Source organism: Limosilactobacillus sp. (genome assembly GCF_041859915.1).
GTDB lineage: Bacteria > Bacillota > Bacilli > Lactobacillales > Lactobacillaceae > Limosilactobacillus.
In genome coordinates, this window is record NZ_JBFLGB010000033.1 from 1 (window position 1) to 19,718 (window position 19,718).

The 19,718-nt window shown below is 40.7% G+C and carries 20 protein-coding genes, 1 tRNA gene, 1 pseudogene and 1 riboswitch; of the genes and pseudogenes, 10 read left to right on the forward strand and 12 right to left on the reverse strand.

Annotated elements, in window-relative coordinates; genetic code table 11:
- Positions 1-80: 80 nt before the first annotated feature.
- Positions 81-467: an ASCH domain-containing protein gene (locus ACEYV4_RS05790; RefSeq protein ID WP_373842419.1), complete on the reverse strand. Its 387-nt coding sequence runs from the start codon at positions 465-467 to the stop codon at positions 81-83.
- Positions 468-621: 154 nt separating this feature from the next.
- Here ACEYV4_RS05790 and ACEYV4_RS05795 point away from each other — a divergent pair, with 154 nt between their 5' ends.
- Positions 622-1,857: an RNA-guided endonuclease TnpB family protein gene (locus ACEYV4_RS05795; protein WP_373842420.1), complete on the forward strand. Its 1,236-nt coding sequence runs from the start codon at positions 622-624 to the stop codon at positions 1,855-1,857.
- Positions 1,858-2,168: 311 nt separating this feature from the next.
- Here the strand turns inward: ACEYV4_RS05795 and thiE are convergent, their stop codons facing one another.
- The 4 genes from thiE to ACEYV4_RS05815 form a co-directional block, all read right to left on the reverse strand.
- Positions 2,169-2,816 (reverse strand): thiamine phosphate synthase, encoded by a 648-nt coding sequence (gene thiE / locus ACEYV4_RS05800; RefSeq protein WP_373842421.1) that lies wholly within the window; start codon positions 2,814-2,816, stop codon positions 2,169-2,171.
- Between the two features lie 6 nt (positions 2,817-2,822).
- The gene (gene thiD, locus ACEYV4_RS05805; protein WP_373842422.1) at positions 2,823-3,632 is read right to left on the reverse strand and encodes a bifunctional hydroxymethylpyrimidine kinase/phosphomethylpyrimidine kinase; all 810 of its coding nucleotides are present in this window, start codon (positions 3,630-3,632) and stop codon (positions 2,823-2,825) included.
- Positions 3,625-4,431: a hydroxyethylthiazole kinase gene (gene thiM, locus ACEYV4_RS05810; RefSeq protein ID WP_373842423.1), complete on the reverse strand. Its 807-nt coding sequence runs from the start codon at positions 4,429-4,431 to the stop codon at positions 3,625-3,627. The genes thiD and thiM overlap by 8 nt, the downstream gene beginning before the upstream one ends.
- 49 nt (positions 4,432-4,480) lie before the next feature.
- Positions 4,481-4,588, reverse strand: a riboswitch (TPP riboswitch).
- 35 nt (positions 4,589-4,623) lie between these two features.
- Positions 4,624-5,484 (reverse strand): patatin family protein, encoded by an 861-nt coding sequence (locus ACEYV4_RS05815; RefSeq protein WP_373842424.1) that lies wholly within the window; start codon positions 5,482-5,484, stop codon positions 4,624-4,626.
- Between the two features lie 103 nt (positions 5,485-5,587).
- Between ACEYV4_RS05815 and ACEYV4_RS05820 the strand changes: the two genes are divergently transcribed.
- Positions 5,588-6,403, forward strand: a complete 816-nt coding sequence (locus tag ACEYV4_RS05820) for a hypothetical protein (RefSeq protein WP_373842425.1) — start codon at positions 5,588-5,590, stop codon at positions 6,401-6,403.
- A gap of 70 nt (positions 6,404-6,473) precedes the next feature.
- Here ACEYV4_RS05820 and ACEYV4_RS05825 read toward each other — a convergent pair whose 3' ends face one another.
- Together ACEYV4_RS05825 and ACEYV4_RS05830 are read right to left on the reverse strand one after the other, a co-directional pair.
- On the reverse strand, positions 6,474-6,971 hold the full coding sequence (locus ACEYV4_RS05825) for an ECF transporter S component (protein WP_373842426.1): 498 nt from the start codon (positions 6,969-6,971) through the stop codon (positions 6,474-6,476).
- A gap of 174 nt (positions 6,972-7,145) precedes the next feature.
- Complete coding sequence (locus tag ACEYV4_RS05830; protein ID WP_373842427.1) at positions 7,146-8,333, reverse strand: aminotransferase class I/II-fold pyridoxal phosphate-dependent enzyme; 1,188 nt, start codon at positions 8,331-8,333, stop codon at positions 7,146-7,148.
- A 172-nt stretch (positions 8,334-8,505) separates the two neighbouring features.
- Here ACEYV4_RS05830 and ACEYV4_RS05835 point away from each other — a divergent pair, with 172 nt between their 5' ends.
- Both ACEYV4_RS05835 and ACEYV4_RS05840 read left to right on the forward strand, forming a co-directional pair.
- Positions 8,506-9,546, forward strand: coding sequence for a biotin/lipoate A/B protein ligase family protein (locus ACEYV4_RS05835; protein ID WP_373842428.1), 1,041 nt, complete (start codon positions 8,506-8,508; stop codon positions 9,544-9,546).
- The gene (locus ACEYV4_RS05840; RefSeq protein WP_373842429.1) at positions 9,536-10,705 is read left to right on the forward strand and encodes a mandelate racemase/muconate lactonizing enzyme family protein; all 1,170 of its coding nucleotides are present in this window, start codon (positions 9,536-9,538) and stop codon (positions 10,703-10,705) included. The genes ACEYV4_RS05835 and ACEYV4_RS05840 overlap by 11 nt, the downstream gene beginning before the upstream one ends.
- Before the next feature lie 42 nt (positions 10,706-10,747).
- On the opposite strand, the gene xerS is transcribed toward ACEYV4_RS05840, so the two are convergent.
- Positions 10,748-11,818, reverse strand: a complete 1,071-nt coding sequence (gene xerS / locus ACEYV4_RS05845; protein ID WP_373842430.1) for a tyrosine recombinase XerS — start codon at positions 11,816-11,818, stop codon at positions 10,748-10,750.
- Positions 11,819-11,941: 123 nt separating this feature from the next.
- Here xerS and ACEYV4_RS05850 point away from each other — a divergent pair, with 123 nt between their 5' ends.
- Together ACEYV4_RS05850 and ACEYV4_RS05855 are read left to right on the forward strand one after the other, a co-directional pair.
- Positions 11,942-12,151, forward strand: a complete 210-nt coding sequence (locus ACEYV4_RS05850) for a hypothetical protein (RefSeq protein ID WP_373842431.1) — start codon at positions 11,942-11,944, stop codon at positions 12,149-12,151.
- Between the two features lie 123 nt (positions 12,152-12,274).
- The gene (locus ACEYV4_RS05855) at positions 12,275-12,844 is read left to right on the forward strand and encodes a TIGR01440 family protein (RefSeq protein WP_373842432.1); all 570 of its coding nucleotides are present in this window, start codon (positions 12,275-12,277) and stop codon (positions 12,842-12,844) included.
- 91 nt (positions 12,845-12,935) lie between these two features.
- On the opposite strand, the gene ACEYV4_RS05860 is transcribed toward ACEYV4_RS05855, so the two are convergent.
- From ACEYV4_RS05860 to ACEYV4_RS05870, 3 genes are all read right to left on the reverse strand, one after another.
- Positions 12,936-13,009: transfer RNA gene (locus tag ACEYV4_RS05860), tRNA-Pro, on the reverse strand.
- A 113-nt stretch (positions 13,010-13,122) separates the two neighbouring features.
- A complete protein-coding gene (locus tag ACEYV4_RS05865; protein ID WP_373842433.1) occupies positions 13,123-13,677 on the reverse strand; it encodes an RNA 2'-phosphotransferase in 555 nt (184 codons plus the stop codon).
- 48 nt (positions 13,678-13,725) lie between these two features.
- Positions 13,726-14,574 (reverse strand): aldo/keto reductase, encoded by an 849-nt coding sequence (locus ACEYV4_RS05870; RefSeq protein ID WP_373842434.1) that lies wholly within the window; start codon positions 14,572-14,574, stop codon positions 13,726-13,728.
- Positions 14,575-14,979: 405 nt separating this feature from the next.
- On the opposite strand from ACEYV4_RS05870, the gene ACEYV4_RS05875 reads away from it, so the two are divergent.
- The 4 genes from ACEYV4_RS05875 (at position 14,980) to ACEYV4_RS05890 (ending at position 18,605) form a co-directional block, all read left to right on the forward strand.
- Positions 14,980-15,273 carry a hypothetical protein gene (locus ACEYV4_RS05875; protein WP_373842435.1) on the forward strand — a complete coding sequence of 98 codons (294 nt, stop codon included), beginning with the start codon at positions 14,980-14,982 and terminating at the stop codon, positions 15,271-15,273.
- Positions 15,270-15,500, forward strand: coding sequence for a hypothetical protein (locus ACEYV4_RS05880; protein WP_373842436.1), 231 nt, complete (start codon positions 15,270-15,272; stop codon positions 15,498-15,500). Before ACEYV4_RS05875 ends, ACEYV4_RS05880 begins: the two co-directional genes overlap by 4 nt.
- A 421-nt stretch (positions 15,501-15,921) precedes the next feature.
- Complete coding sequence (locus tag ACEYV4_RS05885) at positions 15,922-16,722, forward strand: metallophosphoesterase (protein WP_373842438.1); 801 nt, start codon at positions 15,922-15,924, stop codon at positions 16,720-16,722.
- Between the two features lie 137 nt (positions 16,723-16,859).
- The gene (locus tag ACEYV4_RS05890) at positions 16,860-18,605 is read left to right on the forward strand and encodes a 1-deoxy-D-xylulose-5-phosphate synthase (RefSeq protein WP_373842437.1); all 1,746 of its coding nucleotides are present in this window, start codon (positions 16,860-16,862) and stop codon (positions 18,603-18,605) included.
- Positions 18,606-19,076: 471 nt separating this feature from the next.
- On the opposite strand, the pseudogene ACEYV4_RS05895 reads toward ACEYV4_RS05890, so the two are convergent.
- Positions 19,077-19,499 (reverse strand): annotated as a pseudogene (locus ACEYV4_RS05895) (IS30 family transposase); the annotation flags it as partial.
- Positions 19,500-19,718: the final 219 nt, after the last annotated feature.

Sequence of the window (19,718 nt, forward strand, 5' to 3'; positions counted from 1 at the left end):
GCGAAGATGACAAAGATAATTAAAAGAATGATGGAAACGATCATTGTTGATTGTTTTTTCATATAAATTGCTTCTTTCTATTAATAAATCAGGGGAGTAATCACTTTTTGAAACCAGTGTTGAGCCCCAGGAGCAGTTGGACCAATCACCGGGGCTCGCCGAATCAATTGATTTTCCACGTTAAAAAGCCCTAATTGTCCCTTAACGTGAAAGGGGTAAATCCAGTAGGAACCATTAGGTTTGAAAGGGGCTAATTGCCAACCGTAATCGTGATCACCATACTTAATAATGTTGGTAAGCTTAACAACACAAGTAGCATAACCGGGCAACCCGCCATGAACTTTTTTAGCAGTACCACAAATTAAAAGATTGCCACGGTATTTGGTAGACCAGGTCCGGTATTCGATTGTTTTGGTTCCCTTGAAAATCTCCATAACATAATCAGAGCGAATCGATAGTGCTTTCATTGAAAATAAATAGGCTGGATACCCGTGGCTTTAGCCATGGGAGGAAAGCCCCACTTTAGCACCACAAGGTGCTCTTTTTAGCTTAGTCCTTTCTAAGTATGTTCAAACCCAATTATGATATAATTGTGGTATGAAAAAAGCGAGGCGGACCTAGATGCAACAAGCAATCACTATCAAATGCAAATTGAAATTACAATCACCATTTGATGAAATGGCTTTAACAAAGTCGTTAGAACAATACCGTCAAGCTTGCAACTACGTGTCGCAATACATGTTTGACCATCAATTTGAGATGCAACAAGCTGTATTAAACAAGGCGTTGTATCACCAATTACGGTCACGATATGGTTTGAAAGCTCAAATGGCTCAATCAGTCATCCGGACGACTACTGCTCGCTATCGGACGGTTAAAACCCAACTGAAACAGTACCCTTACCGCTACAACAGTGGTAAGCAGGACAAGTACGGCAATGACATCTGGAAGACGGCCCCTCGCACATTGGAATGGTTGTGGCACCCGATTAATTTCAAACGCCCTCAGCTCGATTTGCAACGCAACCGTGACTGGTCAATTAAGGCCGATCATGTGATGTCAATCAACACGGTTAATGGTCGGATTAAAGCGCCGTTTGTCTGCCAAGGATTTGACCAGTACCTCGATGGTACGTGGCAGTTCGGAATGGCGAAAATACTGTACACTGGCAACAAGTGGTATATGCACATCAGTGCCACTAAGGAACTGCCAGATTACGCTAAAGAACAATCAGAACATGTGGTCGGCATTGATCGTGGTTTACGGTTTATTGCCACCGTCTACGACGAACAGGGGAAAACAAAGTTTTTCTCTGGCAAAGAGGTGATCCGCAAGCGGCGGAAGTTTAAACGTCTTCGCCAGCAATTACAAAGTAAAGGCACCAAGTCAGCTAAGCGCCGTCTTAAGAAAATCGGCCGACGAGAGAACCGCTGGATGGCTGATGTTAATCACCAGTTATCAAAGACACTCGTTGAACGTTATGGTGCTAACACTCTATTTGTGCTGGAAAATCTGGTTAATGTTCGTTCTGCTACCGAAAAAGTTGCCAAAGGTCGTCGCTACGAACAAGTATCGTGGGCATTCTTCCAGCTCGGTCAGTTCTTGACTTACAAAGCCCACTTAACGAGTAGTGAAGTGGTTCAGGTGTCCGCAAAGTACACCAGCCAGCGGTGCCCGAAGTGTGGCCGCATTTGGAAGAACAACCGTCATCATGACACGCACTTATACGTTTGCGATGAGTGTGGTTACTGTTCTAACGACGACCGCATTGGTGCTATGAACATTCAGCTGCTAGGTACCCGGTACGTTAGCGGTAACAAACATCCAGCTTTTAATAAATTAACAACGGGCGAGTAAACCTTGCCTGTTAAACGGGTGCTGTCAACCATCCGATGATGTAGCCGCTTTGGGAAGAAGTCTTTTAGACGCTACCACTTCTGGATCGTCAGATCCGTGAGCTACAAGCCACTGATTTTAATCAGTGGTAGTTGACTTATGCTATTAGCTTTATCAGTAAATGTGGCAAAAATGTAAGAATTTAAAATCTAAGACAATTTAATGTGAAATAGATAGTATAATCAATTGTTGTGGGTATGTTGCTTGATACCTACTTGTTAATTGGATAAGGGAGAGTGTCTGCTAAAAGTGATGGTAGACACTCTTTCTTTTTAGCGAAAAGCGTGCCGAAGCTGGTTGACCGTTTGCGGGATATTTTCACTTTGTAGAATCATTGAAATTACGGCTCCACCAACTACACCCGTTTTAGCAGTAGTTTTGACATTATTTGGGTTTAGGCCACCGATGGCGACGATCGGGTGGTGGCTTACTTGAACTAATTGATGGAGTTTAGTTAACCCAAGTACTGGATCAGCATCAGCCTTAGAGTTAGTGGGGAAGACCGGCCCAGCGCCAACATAATCTACTGCCGTTAATTGATTAGCCCTTTTAATTTCTGACGGAGTATTGCAGGAATAGCCAATCATTAGCTTACCAGCTGCCCGACGAATAACAGTTTCAATTCTTTGATCCTTTTGACCAACATGAACTCCGTCGGCTCCTACTTGTAAGGCTAATTTTTCGTTATCATCGATAAAATAAGGAATGTGGTAGTGATGAGTCAACTTGCGGAGTCGCTGAGCCATTTCTAGTCGTTCCTGACGAGTAAGACGGGAATCACCTTTTTCGCGGTATTGAAAAGCAGTAATTCCAGATTGCATTGCTAATTCAACCTTTTGTAAGAATTCGGTTGGATTATAATGAGTATCTTGAGTGCCACCTACTAGGTAGGCTTGTAGCATTTTAGAATCAAATTGCAATTTTAATCAATCCTCCTTAATTGGCGCCCAATGATTTAAAGGACCATGACCATGACCAACGTTAATTCCATCACGAATTGTCGCCTCAACATAATCTTTACCAATGTGAAGGGCTTCTTCCATGGTATGCCCCTTAGCTAATTCGGCAGTAATGCAGGCTGAAATTGTATCGCCAGTACCATGGGTGTTGTGAGTAGCAATTCGAGGAGATGTCATCCAGAAGCTTTTGCCGTTAGCAAGTAGGACAAAATCGTTAGCTGCATTGACATTGTGGAAATGGCCACCCTTAACCAGTACATTTTTAGCGCCAAGCGATTGAAGCTTTTTACCAGCCATAACCATTTCGTCTTCGGTGGTAATCGTCATCCCCGTCAATTTTTCTGCTTCTGGTAAATTAGGAGTTACCAAGTCAGCCAATGGTAGTAGTTGATCACGAACAACCGTGATGGCGTCATCACTAAGCAGCTGAGCGCCACCCTTAGCAATCATTACTGGATCCACTGTTAAAGGACCAAAATTGTATTTTTCCAGGTTACGGACAACAGCCTTGACTCGTGGAACATCGGCCAACATCCCCGTCTTACAAGCCCGAATTTTGAAGTCAGCAGCCAGGGATGCAAACTGTTCATCAATTAGCTTAGGTGGCATCGGAAGGGCATCTTGAACATCGAGTGTATTTTGGGCTGTCACGGCCACAACGACCATTGTTGCGAAAACATGCCGCATTTGCATCGTCTTAAAATCGGCGGAAATTCCGGCCCCGCCACCACTATCGGTTCCAGCAATCGTTAGTACTTGAGGGAAATCATTAGTCATTATTATCTGTCCTTTCTGCTAGTTCATTTTTAACTATCGTGGCTGTTAGGTTACTAAGTTCATCGAAAAAGTGTACTTGCCATTGACCGAGGCCTTGGACATGGTTAGCCGCTTTAATGCCAGCTAAGGAAAAAGTCTGGCAGGCGAGGGCACTTGCCTGAAAAGTATCATTCCCAATAGTCAGATAAGCTGCTAAGATACTGGATAACATATCACCACTACCAACATTTAAAGTTAAAAAGCGATTGTTGAATGGGTTAGTAAAGAGATGGTGACCATCAGTAATAATGTCGGTTGGACCAGTTAAGGCAACGCAGCAACGGTAACGGATGGCACACTTGTTAGCAATTACAATTGGATCAAGTTCTCCTTGACCAGTATCGATTCCATGAGCATGCCAATCCAAGCCAGCTAATGCAGCAATTTCGCCAGCATTACCCCGAATAACGGTAAAATGATAATCATGAAGCAGCTGATTAGCAATCTTATGTCGGTAGGGAATACTACCAACCGCAACTGGATCTAGAACAACTGGACATCGACCCGCATTAGCATTTAGTATTGCGTGGATTTCGGTTAATTGCTGTTTTGTAATGGTTCCTAGATTAATCGTAATTGCATTAGCCAAGGCCACCATAGCCGGTGCCTCTGCCGGTTCCGCCGACATAATCGGTGAGGCGCCAATAGCACTCAACCCGTCTGCTACTTTGCTAGTGGTTACTTCATTAGCGACGGTGAAGATTACCGGATTAGATTGACGAACTTGATCAATTAACTGATATGGTAAACGGTCACTCATTATTAAGTTCATTCCCCCTTGAACAAAGAAAGCCTCGACTACTGCCGAGACTTTCTTATTTGCATTTTCCTTCGCAAGTCTCAACTCGACAGGTTCATAGGATCCACACTTGATAAGTGTATCTCAGTCCGCCTTACGGACACTCCTAATGCATTTATTAAACTACATTTAAGTATAACATAAATATGCTTCTTAGCTTTGAAGGTACTGACGTAATGATGGCAGGATGGCTTGCGTTTCTCGCTGACCAGTTTTATAGAGCTGGCGTAGTTTCTTAACGTTTCCCTCAATTCGACTAACTTTTACTGGCTGACGAGGAGCAATCGTAAAGAACCTTCCCGCTTTAGTTAGACGATTGATTGTTTCAACCTGACGATTGTAGACGGTTGGCCGTGCAATTGCCGCACGAACGAAAAGTGGGTAATCACGTCCATAATATTGATGATAGAGTCTCGTTAGGGTCCTACTTGTTGCCTTTTTTCGATAATTAATATCTCGTGTTCGGACAACTATTACCTTGCCATAACCCTGCTGCTGAGCGACATCATAGGGGATTGAATCGGCCACTCCACCATCCATACAGAGGCCTTGACTGGTTCGTTGCGGTTTTGCAAGGATTGGCATTGAGGATGAAGCTTTTAATGCACGAGTTAACTCATTACCAGTAGGATTAGTGAAACTAACCGCCTTGCCGGTAATTAGGCTAGTTGCTACTGCTGTAAAATTAGAAGCAGAACGTTCATAAGCTCGTTCATTGAAATTTTCCCATTGCCAACCATGGTCTTCAAAGAGATAATCAAGGTTGATGATCGTTTGACGGTGCAACAGGTGAGTGAAAGAAATATAATTATGATCATGACGATGATTAATATTAATCATGGCCGCTCGACCGTATTGTTTAGAAACAAAATTAGCTCCACACAGCGAACCCGCCGAAACACCGATCACACTCGCAAATTCAATGTGGTGAGCAAGAAAGGTATCTACGACTCCTGCCGTATACTGGCCACGAAAGGCACCACCCTCTAAGACTAGTGCCGCGTTATATAGCATTCACTTCACACTCCCTTAAAGTTATTTAATCCCTAATGATAATTATATATCACCCTGTTACCAATTTTGCCACAATTGTTTAAAACGAAAGGAAATAAAAAAGATGATTAATGATCACTTAACGGACCGTCAACGAGTACAATTAGCCCAGCTTGAATATCATAACTGGCAAGTGGGAATGCGGGTTAAATTAACTGGTCTAGAAATTGGCGAGGTTAAACAAGTTTTCCAAACCACCGATGGCTTTCGGGGCACCGTGATTATTAATAATCATTCTCGAGAAATGACGGTCCTTCTGCGGGGCTCCTCTGGAATTCGTAAGGGAGATCCGACAACCTGGACTAATGAATGGTTACGGGTCAACTTGCCAATTGGTGGAGCTATCTTAAACCAGTTACCAACTATTCCTGGAGAAATTCAAACTGCTGCCCGCTGCTTTAACCACTTATTTCAAAGGTGGCCTGGTTATCACTGTTATGTTTATGGCCATTCTTTAGGAGCAATCAATGGCCAATTTGCCCTGGCTAATTGTCATTTTCCTGAACAAATTGCTGGCGCTTGGCTCTATGAAGGGCCAAACTTGTATTGGTTATTGAATACTCAACAGCGAAAAATAGCCTTAGAATTACGCTGCCAAATTTTCAATTACATTGATCCCCGTGATGTTGTAGCGTTAGGTTACCTTGATGATCAGCATACGGTTGGTCTCTTGCGGGTCGTTGATTCGGTGTTGACTAATCCGATTAGTCAACATATGTGGGGAGGTTACCGTTTTAATGATCAAGATCATCTCAAATTAGCGGATCCGTGGAGTGCACATCGTCGTGCCCAGTTAGATTACCAGTTAATTGACCGAGTACAGCGTCTCCAGCGGTATCGGTCACTACTTAACCAAGAATTGGATGAACAATTTCTTTGAAGTTAGTTTTTGCGCAGTAATTTGTTTCATGTTTGTAAGGAGATATTTAATCTTAATCACGAAATAACCATTAAAGCATCTTGATTCGCTTTTGCAACGGTTTCTCAATAACGAAAGCAACCACGGCACCAATCAGTCCTTGGAAAAGGTTAGGCCCAATTCCTAAAATACCAGTTGAAAATGAATACATAATGGAATCACTAACCAGGTAAAGGACAACCATGATGATAGTTCCAACAGTCAGGCCAAGAATCTTTCCCCACAGACTTGGTAAATGCTTAGTAATTAATCCTGTTATGAGTCCCTCCAACCCGTGGGCAACAAATGAAAACGGAGCATATTGAGCGAAACCAGAAATAAGGTCAAGAAATAGGCCGCTAAAGCCACCAACAAAGCCGCCATACCACGGCCCTAGCATCAATGAAGCGATGAAAATACCGGCATCACATAGATTCACATTACCGTGGGTCCACGGAAGCGGAATTAGGAAAATTCGGCCAAAGACAACAGTTAAAGCAAGCAAAATCGCTGCTAACGACATTCGTACTAGTTGCTTGTGTTGAGTCATTTGCGCACTTCCTTTCAAAACTTAAAAAACAATAACTATGTTTATACGGACACAACATAATTTAGCCTATCAAATTAGAAATCCTTCATCAATCTTAGTAAGAAAATATAAGATAAAAGCCAACAGGACACCTTAAATCAAGGGTGCCCTGTTGGCTCCGATTAAAATGGTGAATTAATCATTATAAGAAGCTTGGTCATCTGCAAATACTTTGGCAAATCCTGTGATTGCTTGCCGAAGCTTTTCCATTGATGCAGCGTAAGAGATCCGAAAGTAGCGAACGGGCAGGTTGGTAAAGGCTGCTGCAGGAACAATTGCAACCTTTGCCTTTTCTGCTAAGTGTTCAGCATAGGCCATCGAATTACCGGCAAAATTGTCCGGGATCTTAACCCACAAGTAAAAGGCACCGCTTGGTTGTGTAAAATGAAAGCAAATCTTTTTCATTGCTTTAATTAAATACTGACGTCGTTGATCGTAAGCCGCCTTCATGACTGCCGTATCATGGTCACCATGACGCAGGGCCTCTTCGGCCGCATCCATATTCATAGTCGCAGTTGTCGAAATTGCGGCTTGGTGAACTTTAGCAAGTGACCGTAAGACATCATTAGGGCCGCAAATGTAACCAATCCGCCAACCAGTCATTGCAGCATTCTTCGAAACACCACTTACTAAGAGGGTTTGGTCTGGTAGCAACTTAGCTAAGGAAAAGTGATGTCCTTCGTACGTCAATTCGGCGTAAATTTCATCGTCAAGAATTGCCACATTATATTGTTTAAGTACCGTTGCTAGAGCTCGTAATTCATCGGGAGTATAGGTGACTCCAGTGGGATTAACCGGATAATTTAAGACTAGAACCTTGACCCGACTACCATACTTATCTAGAGCATCTTTTAACAACTGTGGTGTAACCTTGAAATCGGGTTCTTGTGTTCTTAATTCAACGCTTTTGGCACCAGCCATTTGGGCATTAATCCGGTAAAGCGTATAGGCTGGGCAGGGAATTAAGACAATATCTCCCGGCTGACAGAGGCCATTAATAATTGTACTAATGGCGCCACTAGCCCCTTCAGTAACGAACACTTCCGAAGATGGATCATAGTGGACACCAAAATGGGTAGCAAGGTACTGACTAATTGCATCTCGTAATCCTGGTGTTCCCCAATTGTGTGGATAGTGGGTGTGGTTGTCAAGGATACTCTTAATTGCGGCCAGTTTAACGTGGTCAGCGGTATTAAAATCCGGTTCGCCAATAGTTAAGTTAACCATTTGCGGATCACTACCATATTTGTTATTTAACACCCGGATTAGTGATGGCTTTGCTGAACGTAAACTTGCTGGTATTAAGGATGCAATCTTACTCATAATCAATTTTCCTCTCTTGTAAACATAGCTGATTCTAATTATTTTTTAATGCTAATCTTATCTTGTATTTATAAGATTGTAAAGACTTTAGTTAGGTAAATTCTATTTCATTTACTTAATTCGTCAATTAAGTGGGTATAAAAGCCTATAATAGCTCTAAGAGGTGGTCACAATGCTCTACATTGATACAAGCGAGAATGAAGATTATTTTAAGGATCCAATTATTCCGGAGTCCTTACCTGAGTATCTACAAAAAGATCCTCAATTTGCGGGAGAAGAATTATTGTACTTTTATCACCCAATGGTGCCAACCGTTATTTTAGGCCACTATCAGGATATTTATCATGAAGTTAATTTTCCATATCTTAAGCAGCAGCACATCAGTGTCGTCCGCCGTAATTCTGGTGGCGGTGCAGTCTTTGTTGATCCTGGTGACCTTACTTACGTCTATATTGATACGGCACAAAAAGTTAAGACCCCTAAGTTTAGTCATTATATTCATCCGATTTTGCAAGCCCTAAGATCGTTAGGTATTGATGCACAGGAAACGGGGCGTAATGACCTTACTTACCAAGGAAAAAAGTTTTCTGGCATGTCGTTTTCACAAATTGGCGACCGAGTTCTTTACGGCGGTACCCTAATGTTTAACGTCAATACCACTGTTGCAAGCCAAGTCCTAACACCATCGAAATCAAAGTTAGCTGATAAGGGAATAAAATCCGTTCATAGTCGGGTTACTAACCTTAAGCCGTTCATTAATCAACCCAATTTTACTATTAGTGATCTTTGGAAAACAGTTCTAGCAGCAGAACAGCGGGCTAACCCGGAGATGCAGACAATTCATTTGACCAAAGATGACTGGCAAAAGATTAAGCAGTTGGGAGTTCAGAAGTTTGGTACACATCGTTGGATTTACGGCAGTGGACTTAATGACTACTATATCGATAGTTATTTTCATGGAATCGGTAGCTTAGGAATCGGCTTTAATGTTCGTCACCAACATTTGGCTGATGTGAAACTCTACGGTGATTTGATGTTGATGGGCCAAGAGGGGGCAAATCAGTTGCAAGCCCAGCTTGACGGAACTGCTATTGATCTGAAGCAGATTCAGCGAACCTTAGAAAGGCAGCAGCTTGACCAGCAATTAGTTACGGGGGCCAGCCGTCAGATTGCAGTCAAGATAATGAAAGCCGTGGCTGACCATGAAAATTAAGCAGGTCAAAATTTATCAACTTGATTGGGGTCCACAACTAAGAAGGTACTGGCATCCAGTAGTCGTCAAAATTATCACAGATGATGGTAACCATGGCTGGGGGGAAGCCGGTATTGCTTATGGTAAAGGTGCTCAGGGCACAGTAGGAGTGCTGCAAGAACTGGCTCCACAATTACTTGGTCGGGATGCCAGCCAAATTAATGCCATCTGGCAAGACTTTTATGAACATACTTTTTGGGCTAAGAATGGTGGCACCATCTTGTACTCAGCAATTAGTGCTATTGATGTTGCCCTTTGGGATCTTAAGGCCCGCGCATTTAATGTCCCCCTTTACCAACTTCTTGGCGGACAAATTCGTAACATCTTACCGGTTTATGCTAGTCACCTCGAATACGGCTGGGGACCTTTTTCAAGAAGACTAGACCAACCTAGTGATTTTGCTCGTCTGGCCAAGCGTGCAAAGAGACAGGGCTACACGGCTATTAAGATAGATCCAATTGATTTGGAGGCAGGACGGTCATTAGTTCCCAATCGGGCCCTCTTGAAGCCAGACCAATTAAATCGCTATTACCAACGAGTTGCTGCTATTCGTCAAGCGGTGGGCAAGAATGTTCAGATCATCATTGACTGCCACGCAAATCTTAACTTGTCATCGGCCATCCAGTTGGTTCGTAAACTTACACCACTAGGAATCGATTATTATGAGGAACTCTTACCAACATTAAATCCAGCTGCCACCAAACGACTTGTACAGGCTACGGGAGCTACATTAGCGGTTGGTGAACACTTGACGATTCCAGCAACCTACCAACCCTATTTATCATCAATTGGGATTGTCCAACCAGACTTAGGAACTTGTGGCGGAGTCACTGGGGCCCAACAAATTATCGCCCTGGCTGCTACTAATGAATTAGGTATTCAATTGCATGTTTGTGGAGGCCCAATTGCAACTGCAGCCGCTCTTCAATTTGAGGCAGCTTGCCCTAATTTTGTTATTCACGAAGAACATGAGATTAATCTCAAAGCTGCTAACTATAATTCTGGCAAATATCATTACCATCCTGTTGATGGCAAGTACAAGGTTCCTAGTCGTTCTGGTATTGGCCAGGAGCTTAGTTCAGCGGCGATAGCAGCAGCCAAAGTGATTACTATTAAATAAGAAAACACGTCATACCAATAAAATATCATGGTGTGACGTGTTTTAATGTTTGGCTGGGTGCTCACTGATTTCCTTGAGAGCCGCACGCTGTTCTTTTTGATCAACGTGAGTATAAAGGTCAGTAGCCGAGGTCCCCTTCTGCCCTAATTGTTGAGCAACCAAAACCTGGTCTTTGGTGACATCATAGAGTTCTGAAGCGAGCGTGTGACGGAGTTTATGAGGCGTCAGGGGATGGCCAAAGGCAGTAGAGTATTTCTTCACCATCTTTTCAATTGAATTAGCAGTCATCCGGTGGGTTTGACCATGATAAACGGTTAAGAAACAGGCGGTATCTTTTTTATGGGCATGGTACCGTTGTGCGCGAATTGCTAAATAAGATTTAAGATATGGTACAGCCCACGGAGCAATCGGTACCGAGTCGCGTTGGCCACCTTTACGGGTAACATCAAGTAGTTGTTGTTTTAAGTTAAGGTCTGCTAAATTAACGTTGGCGGCTTCAGAGACCCGGACTCCGGTGCCGAGGATAAGGGTGATGATGGCAATATCCCGTTCATAATTACGTCTGAAAGCCGGTCGAGCACGCTTATCACACTTTTGAGGATATTCATTACGAATGAAGTTGATGAAATCAAATTTCATTTGGCCACGATACATATGTGAAGCTAAGTTATGTGCTCGGTAGTTAAGTGTTTTGGTATCGTTAAGTGAGTCAATTTTAAGCATTACATTACGATAAAAATACGGTTCTCCATCCTTAACATCAGCGGTAACCGTTAAAAATTTAAAAAGAGAACGCAGGGCATTGATTGACCGATTGATTGAGGTCGGTGAATTAAGGCGTCCCTGAACATTAGTACTGTGCTTAAGATGATCAATATAGAGCATAATGTCGTTTCGGCGCAGCTTAGCTAAGACTGTAGTAGGAATTGATTGGTTGTTTGAGGCTTTAACTATGCCACTTGTCCGTAACCAATCAAAGAAACGTCGAATTTCGGTAAGGTACTGATAGGTTGTTGTAATAGCATGATTAGTACCAAGATAGTATTCGTTAACATAATCAGGTAGTTTGGCAAGCTCTTCTTGAATTAATTTGAGGTATTTATCTGCTTCCAAGTTTTCACCCCTTTTGTTTGTTATTCTTATTATATCGTATAACTAACTAACAAGCGTTGATTCAGCGGATATGTTACAAAAGTGGTATAATGCTAACCAATTGCTTAAAGGGAGGACGAGCAAATGGGAATGAAAAATAATCAAACTTACGCGGAGGTTTTGCGTCAATTACCGACAGCAGAACTTTTGCAACGTTATTATCATGATAAAAAAGTCGTCAATAAAATCCTAAAAGGACGGGATGCTGCGGGACGCTTAATAATTGCTGGTGTCCAAATGTCGGAACAAGATGCCCGTGATTACCTAATCATGCGCTTAGTTGATAAGGCTTAATAATCAACTATTCTTAAGGAAATGACGACTTTTAGTAAGTATGCTAAAATGTGTTTGATAATTAATAAGCCTTGGTTAAATTACACCGATTTGTTAATTAAGAGAGAAAGCGTGATGTAATAAATGGTAGATTTAGAACGGATTAAGCAGCAGACTAAACAAGGACTAACCGAACTGCTCGATCAGGCTAAATTGGAAACGGGTGATCTCTTTGTCTTAGGACTCAGTACCAGCGAAGTTCAAGGGCAAACGATTGGCCAAGATTCAAGTATTGAAATTGGTCGAACAATTGTTAAAACAATTATTAGTATTCTAAAGCCACTGGGAATTCATTTAGCTGTTCAAGGATGCCAGCATATTAACCGAGCCTTGGTAGTTGAAAAAGAGGTTGCCAGACAATATGGTCTGGAACAAGTTATGGTTTATCCGCAGATTCATGCCGGTGGAGCGGGGCAAATTGCCGCTTTTGAAAATTTTAAAGAGCCGATTGAAGTTGAACACATCCAGGCAGCTGCTGGAATGGATATTGGTGATACCTTTATTGGAATGCAAGTGCGCTTTGTTCAGGTTCCAGTACGTACTTCTGTTGGCACCATTGGCCAAGCCCATACAACTTACTTGCGTTCACGGCCGAAATACATTGGTGGTCCTCGAGCAAAGTATACCTGGGATCCCTTTAATCGAAAGAGTTAAGTGGAGAAAACAATGAGCAATAGAAGGTGGAATATAAAAGCGACGCCTGGGGGAAAGCCGGGCGTCGCTTTACGGTTTAAAAAAACAAAAATCGGGAAAACAGGATTCGAACCTGCGACCCCCTGGTCCCAAACCAGGTGCTCTACCAAGCTGAGCTATTTCCCGAAAATACCTGTTCATTAACAGCGAACAGGTACTATCATATCAAGAAATAGCAATTTCGTAAAGTACTTTTTAATAAATTTCTTTTAAAATCGTTTTGATAATAGTTAAATGACTTATAATGATTGCCGCCACCGATGTAGAAAACGTGGCGGAATCTCGTTGGCTAACCATACCTGTTTATTGCCAATGTAAAATTTAACACCGGCAGCATGAGCAGCTCGCGTATCAATTGTTAAAATAACTGGCTGATTGTCATGACGGGCGCCAACCTGGCGAGCAGTAGGAATATCAGTTGAAAGGTGAACAAACTGTCGCTGCATAGGTAAAAGTCCCAGTTTTTTAATGCTGGGCATGAATCGTCGAGCGGTACCATGATAAAGAATTGCCGGCGGTGTGGCTTCTTGGTGTTTGATAATTCCCGGAATTGAGTGGCCATAGAGAGCACAGATGCGGTTATTTTTAATTTTAAAACGCTGTTTTGTCGATTTAGCGATGACTTCTTCAATGTCGGATTTGGTTAGGTGCAAGCGATGGACGCGATTTAGGGCAGCAATAAAAACGTTAAGATCGGTATAACCGTATTCATCTAATTTAATTCCATACTTGTCTGGATTATGACGAAGAGCATATGACATTTTTTTACTAATAAAGGTTAAATTGCGTTTCATTATTGTGCCTTTCCTTTTCATAATTGTAGAAGAATGCAGGAACTATCACTAAATCATTGCAAGAGGTTGTTTACTGGTAGGCTTAGGGAAATGTTGAGCTAAAGCGGCATTCTCATTAGGCGTAAAATCAATTGCCAGTGCCTTCATGTTATCGATTGCGTGCTGAATATTTCCTGCTTTGGGGATGCTTAAGGTATTTCCATTGCGTAAGGTCCAGGCCAACATGATCTGGTAGATGCTGACATGATGGTTGATGGCTAATTCATTGAGCAAGGGATCGGCTGTCAATTTACCAGAAATAGTGTCTGCTTCGGAAAGTGGAGAATACGCAATTAATGGTAAATGATGTTGGTGCATTAATGGAAGCAAATCATATTCAATTCCACGTTCATCAAGATTATAAAGATCTTCATTAGCAGCACAGTGGTTTCCGTTTGGAAGGTTCCATAGCTCTTTGAGATCAACAACATCAAAGTTGGAGACGCCCCAAGCACGAATTTTACCTTTGGTTACCATTTTTTCTAGTTCTTTGACTGTTTCGGCAAGAGGAATACTTCCTCGCCAATGTAGCAAGTAAAGATCAAAGTAGTCGGTACCAACTAATTGTAAGCTGCGGTCAAGGCTTTGCTCTAGATGTGCCTGCCCGGCGTTAGTAGGAAGAACCTTATCAATTAAATAAAGTTGCTCACGCTGATAATTCTTAATGGCTTGACCAACTACTCGCTCTGCGCGACCATTCCCGTACATTTCAGCAGTATCAATTGCTCGTGCACCATGGTCAAGAGCTGCTTGAATGGCCTGAACTTCGGTAGTAACTTGACGAGGGTGATCACCCATGTGCCAGGTCCCAATTCCGATGGCTGGTAGGGTTATTTTATTGATCTTAACAGTGTGCATATACTTACCTCCTGATAATATTATTAAATTTATTTTAACATAATAAAGAATAAAATCCGGATTTTACCGTTTTAAGAATATAGGAGGTGAGAATATGAAATTCTTGATTACCTACTTATTGCTTTCGTTTATCTTTTTCATTGGTTACTGTTTAGGAGCGATCATGGCTCAAATAAAAGATAATCATCGTTAATAGTCTAAGTCGTTTGTTAGTAAATTATTCCTCCTTATTTGCTTTTTTATGACAAATAAAAAATTTTCAGGCATATTAAAGAAGAAAAGCAGGGAGGAGTGTACTAATGCTAGATATTTTAGACTATACACAACAAAGACTAAATACTAATATCAATTTTTGGAAGTTTGCTGATACTCATATATCCAATCAAATTTGTCTTAAAACAGGCAATGGATCGATTTGATATGTTCCCACTGGTTGAGGCTTACTTTGCGGATAATTATGATTATTCCTTATTTGTGGGTCGGAATGACTGGACGATGCTGATTAATCAAGCAAAAACAGGTAGTGATATCACTTTCATTAAACAGAATGGTCGGTTGAAGGCCCAAATTAATAAGCAATTATTTAATGCTAGTTCTGATCATACTGCAAATAATAGTGGCTCGAAGATGATGAGAAGGTATTTTCAGTATTTGCCATTAGTCACCAGCAAACTAGTACTAGCTTTATTGTTGATGTGAAGAACTTTGATCATTGGCTTAAAAGTGATACTCTTCAACAAAAATATAATAGTAGCGAAGAAGCACAAAATGCACGTAAGATTGATACTAATGCCCAATTGGCCGATGCAATTACTAAGATTACTAAATTAACCGAAAATCAAGAAAATAAATTAATTAAAATCCAAAAGAATCAAGGTCACCATCATTACTTATTTGGGTGGCTTAGTCATAAAAGAAAATCTTAAGTGAATTAGTCATGGCCAGCGGTGAGTAAAATGTTAGTAGTGTAACGAAATCATTGCTATAATTTTATATGTAAGAGAAAATTACAAATATGCTTAGTTCATTTATCGATAAATTTTATAATAAACTGCTTTTCTCTTATATTACCATACGACTTTTACTAAAAATGGAGGAAGAAAAGTAGCCATTAAAGAAGCATACTTTTTTCCTCCATTTTCAAATATTGCTCGTAACTATTTCCCATTCAACGAGTAAATAATCTCCCCAAACTGTTTATATAGGTTTAATTACGAGTGATGGAAAAGGTTAATAAAATCTATTTCCTCTTGTTAGTATAATGCTTTCCAGTGTTTTATTTAAGTTTAATTTATTTAATGGCCTTTAACCAAGTAGTTTATCATAGGAATAGAAAAGAAATTGACTATGCAATATATTTTTGCTTCAGATCCCCACGGAATTGGTGATCCATGGATTAACTTAGTTACTTTAGCAGAAGAAAAATATCCGAACGCACAATTAGTGTTTGGTGGCGATTATATTGATGGTCATCCTTATAGCTTACAAATAGTTAAGTTTATTCGACGAAAAGTACAACAAGACCATGCGATTGCTTTAATTGGCAATCATGAGCAACGAATGTATGAATTTGTTACGAAAGGCGATCTTACTTGGTATTTTAAGGGTGGAGAAGAGACAGCTAGGACGTGGCTAAGGGCTTCGTTAAGTAAAAAGAAAATCAGATGTTCATTGCAAAAAAATCCATACTATTCATTTCTAATTAATTTACCAACGATGTACGTTACTAAGCACTTAGTCTTCGTTCATGCTGGTTTAACTAGAGGCGAGTTGGCTGGTCATGTCCACCTTCAATCATATAAGAATATGCAAGTTGATCCTTATGTTCGCACACATCTTTGGGTACGTACCAATTATATTTGGGAAAATGACCAGACAACTTTTGCCCATAATTTAACTGGAAAGACGATCGTAACCGGTCATGTACCAACTAATCGCATTCATGGAATATTTAGCCCATCAACAACAAATTATTCAGATAATATGACTATTGATAATCCAAATAAAGGTGATTGTCCGGTTAAGGTAATTCAGTATCCTAACGAGGCACCGCGTTATTTTACTGATAATGGTTGTCATAAGAATGTTAATCAGCATGGTAATATTTGTGTATTCAATGATTATGGACAGTTGATACAGGCTTTTTAGCTTTTAATATTAATCATTCTACTAACTGGGTACTTTAAGGTTCCCTGGATACAATAATGTGCCGTCTTCACAGTTACTTGAAACACTTATACAATTTAAATGTATTGAAATTTAAGATTCTAATGGAGGTAAAAATTATGAACAAACATCCTGATTACTTATTAAATCGGGTCAAGTCTCCAGCCGATGTTAAAAAGTTGAGCCTTTCTCAAATGGAAAAACTGGCTCAGGAAATCCGTACTTTGATTCTTGAAAAAGATGCGGCTATGGGAGGACACCTGGGACCTGATTTAGGAATCGTTGAAGCAACAATTGCTTATCACTATGTTTTTAATGCACCCAAAGACAAAATTATTTGGGACGTTTCACACCAAACTTATCCGCATAAGATGCTGACTGGACGAGCTGATGCCTGGTTGGACCCTGATAAGTATGGAGACGTTACTCCATATTCTAATCCTAATGAAAGTCCGTATGATTACTATACTATTGGTCATACTTCTACCTCTATTGCCCTCGCAACTGGAATGGCAAAAGCTAGGGATTTAATGGGTGGTCACGAGAATATTATGGCCTTAATTGGTGATGGCTCAATGACGGGTGGCTTGGCCTATGAAGGGTTAAACAATGCTGCCATTGAAAAGCATAATTTAGTGGTTGTTGTCAATGATAATCAAATGGCCATTGATCATAACGTTGGCGGTTTAGTTACAGCATTAAAGAAATTACGTGAATCTAATGGCCAAACCAAAGAGAATCCATTTACCGCAATGGGTTTTGACTATCGTTATGTGGCAGATGGCAATGATATCAAGTCAATGATTGATGCCTTTAAGGCTGTCAAGGATGTTGATCATCCAATTCTATTACATATTAATACCTTAAAAGGAAAGGGTTATCAACCAGCAATTGAACATGAAGAAGCACACCATTGGGTAATGCCATTTGACTTAAAGACTGACCAACCGTTAGCTCCAGCACCAACTGGTCCTAATGCTAATTCAGTCGCCATGGATGTAATGAAAGAACATATCCAAAATAATGAGAAGATTATGGCAATCAATGCTGCTATTCCAGGGGTCTTTGGTTTAGATGAAATTAAGGAAAAGTATCCTAATAATTATCAAGATGTGGGAATTGCTGAACAAGAGTCAGTTGCCTTTGCCGCCGGAATGGCTAAAGAAGGTGCCATCCCTGTTTTGTTTGAAAATTCGACATTCTTGCAACGGGCTTTTGACCAGTTATCACACGATGTAGCTGCTAATGATTTGCCGGTAGTCATGATGATTGCTGGTGGTGGGATCTCTAGCGAATCAAAAACCCATATTGGTGTCTTCGATCAGGTAATGGTTTCCAATTTACCAAACTGGATTTATTTAGCACCAACTAGTTTAGCAGAAGAAAAAGCCATGATGGAATGGGCGATTAAGCAAAGAAAACACCCTGTAGCTATTAAGATGCCGGTTCAACCTGTTCCAACAAAGGGTGGCCAAGTTGCTAACGATTACAGTAGAATTCAATACCAAATTAAGCCGGGCAAGGATATTGCCGTTTTAGCCTTAGGTGATTTTTACGCTTCATTAGGTAAGAAGGTAGCTACGAAACTAGGCGCTACTTTGGTTAATCCGATTTCAGCTAATATTCTTGATCAGGCGGCGTTAGACCGTTTAGCCCAAACAAATAAGGTTATCATCACTTTGGAAGATAATATTTTAGATGGTGGTTTTGGTGAAAAAGTTGCTTCTTACCTGGGCGGAAAAGATGTTAAGGTCTTAAACTATGGCCAGAGTCGTGTTTATACTGACGAAGTACCAGTTACTAAGATCTACCAACAAAATCATTTAACTGTTGATCAGATCATTGATGATATTCAAAACCTTTAAAAACCAACTTTAAAGGGTCAAATTCAAGGTTATCTCCTTGAATTTGACCCTTTTCTGTTTCTAAATTTATAAATCTAACTTTGTAAGTTTAATGGTAATTATTTGACTGTTTGTTGTACAAAATTAAAGGGACTTTTTAACGGCATCAATAAAGTGAACTACTTTAGCTAATGGGTGTTTACTATAAACAAGTCCACTGGGTGAATAAAAATCCCATTCTACATCAATGGTGCGAAAAGTTGGGCTGATACTTTGAAATCCTGCTCGCGTTAAGACCAGTTCATTAGCACGATCAATAAAAGTATGAGTGGTGTAAAGTGAAGGGAGACTAACTATTTTGATAGTGGGATTCTGCTTAATTAATTTGTTACAAAGTCGGTTAACAGTGGGCGATTCACGGGTCGGTGTAATGGTGGTTTCATTATTTAAGTCCTTAATATGTCCTGAATTGTCAAATCAAGTGCAACATAGCTATGAAGCTAAACATTGTTGGAAACATTCTTGAGCAGTGTGATAATAAAGAAGTTTGCGTGGCTTAGTGTTGATGGCTTTGACAGCCTGGTGAAGATAAAGTCGAGACTGATTGATAGGTTGGCCTTTAGGATAAAATTGGCGAAGTAAACCATTGCAGTTCTCATTACTGCCGCGTTCCCGGGGTGAGTATGGATGGGCAAAATAAATCTTTGTCTGCCTGATCTGAGCTAACTTGGAAAACTCAGCACCGTTATCAAAGGTAATCGAGTGAAACCAACTTGGATGATAACTAATTACTCTTTGAAGCTCTTGACGACAAGTTTCGGCGTGATAATCAGGGATTTTAACAACAATCTCAAAACGAGTGAAGCGTTCGGTTAGGGTTAACAAAGCTGGTTGATTCTTATGGCGCACTCCTTTAACAAGATCACCTTTCTTATTTTTTGGTCAATTTAAGTTAGGGTCTTCATGGCCTTTTTGTTTAATCATGATGTTGCACTTAGATTGTAAATCCGGGAAATTAAATATTTTTTGAAAATACTCTTGCTAATTTGATCAATTCTTGCTAAGATTAATTTTGTTGTCATGAATGATAACTTTTGGAGGATTAGCTCAGCTGGGAGAGCATCTGCCTTACAA

Excerpts from the sequence above, each read along its gene's own strand:
- ACEYV4_RS05790 (WP_373842419.1), bottom strand. The coding sequence starts at position 467 with ATGAAAGCACTATCGATTCGCTCTGATTATGTTATGGAGATTTTCAAG.
- ACEYV4_RS05795 (WP_373842420.1), top strand. The coding sequence starts at position 622 with ATGCAACAAGCAATCACTATCAAATGCAAATTGAAATTACAATCACCA.
- thiD (WP_373842422.1), bottom strand. The coding sequence starts at position 3,632 with ATGACTAATGATTTCCCTCAAGTACTAACGATTGCTGGAACCGATAGT.
- thiM (WP_373842423.1), bottom strand. The coding sequence starts at position 4,431 with ATGAGTGACCGTTTACCATATCAGTTAATTGATCAAGTTCGTCAATCT.
- ACEYV4_RS05815 (WP_373842424.1), bottom strand. The coding sequence starts at position 5,484 with ATGCTATATAACGCGGCACTAGTCTTAGAGGGTGGTGCCTTTCGTGGC.
- ACEYV4_RS05820 (WP_373842425.1), top strand. The coding sequence starts at position 5,588 with ATGATTAATGATCACTTAACGGACCGTCAACGAGTACAATTAGCCCAG.
- ACEYV4_RS05825 (WP_373842426.1), bottom strand. The coding sequence starts at position 6,971 with ATGACTCAACACAAGCAACTAGTACGAATGTCGTTAGCAGCGATTTTG.
- ACEYV4_RS05830 (WP_373842427.1), bottom strand. The coding sequence starts at position 8,333 with ATGAGTAAGATTGCATCCTTAATACCAGCAAGTTTACGTTCAGCAAAG.
- ACEYV4_RS05835 (WP_373842428.1), top strand. The coding sequence starts at position 8,506 with ATGCTCTACATTGATACAAGCGAGAATGAAGATTATTTTAAGGATCCA.
- ACEYV4_RS05840 (WP_373842429.1), top strand. The coding sequence starts at position 9,536 with ATGAAAATTAAGCAGGTCAAAATTTATCAACTTGATTGGGGTCCACAA.
- ACEYV4_RS05850 (WP_373842431.1), top strand. The coding sequence starts at position 11,942 with ATGGGAATGAAAAATAATCAAACTTACGCGGAGGTTTTGCGTCAATTA.
- ACEYV4_RS05855 (WP_373842432.1), top strand. The coding sequence starts at position 12,275 with ATGGTAGATTTAGAACGGATTAAGCAGCAGACTAAACAAGGACTAACC.
- ACEYV4_RS05865 (WP_373842433.1), bottom strand. The coding sequence starts at position 13,677 with ATGAAACGCAATTTAACCTTTATTAGTAAAAAAATGTCATATGCTCTT.
- ACEYV4_RS05870 (WP_373842434.1), bottom strand. The coding sequence starts at position 14,574 with ATGCACACTGTTAAGATCAATAAAATAACCCTACCAGCCATCGGAATT.
- ACEYV4_RS05875 (WP_373842435.1), top strand. The coding sequence starts at position 14,980 with ATGGATCGATTTGATATGTTCCCACTGGTTGAGGCTTACTTTGCGGAT.
- ACEYV4_RS05885 (WP_373842438.1), top strand. The coding sequence starts at position 15,922 with ATGCAATATATTTTTGCTTCAGATCCCCACGGAATTGGTGATCCATGG.
- ACEYV4_RS05890 (WP_373842437.1), top strand. The coding sequence starts at position 16,860 with ATGAACAAACATCCTGATTACTTATTAAATCGGGTCAAGTCTCCAGCC.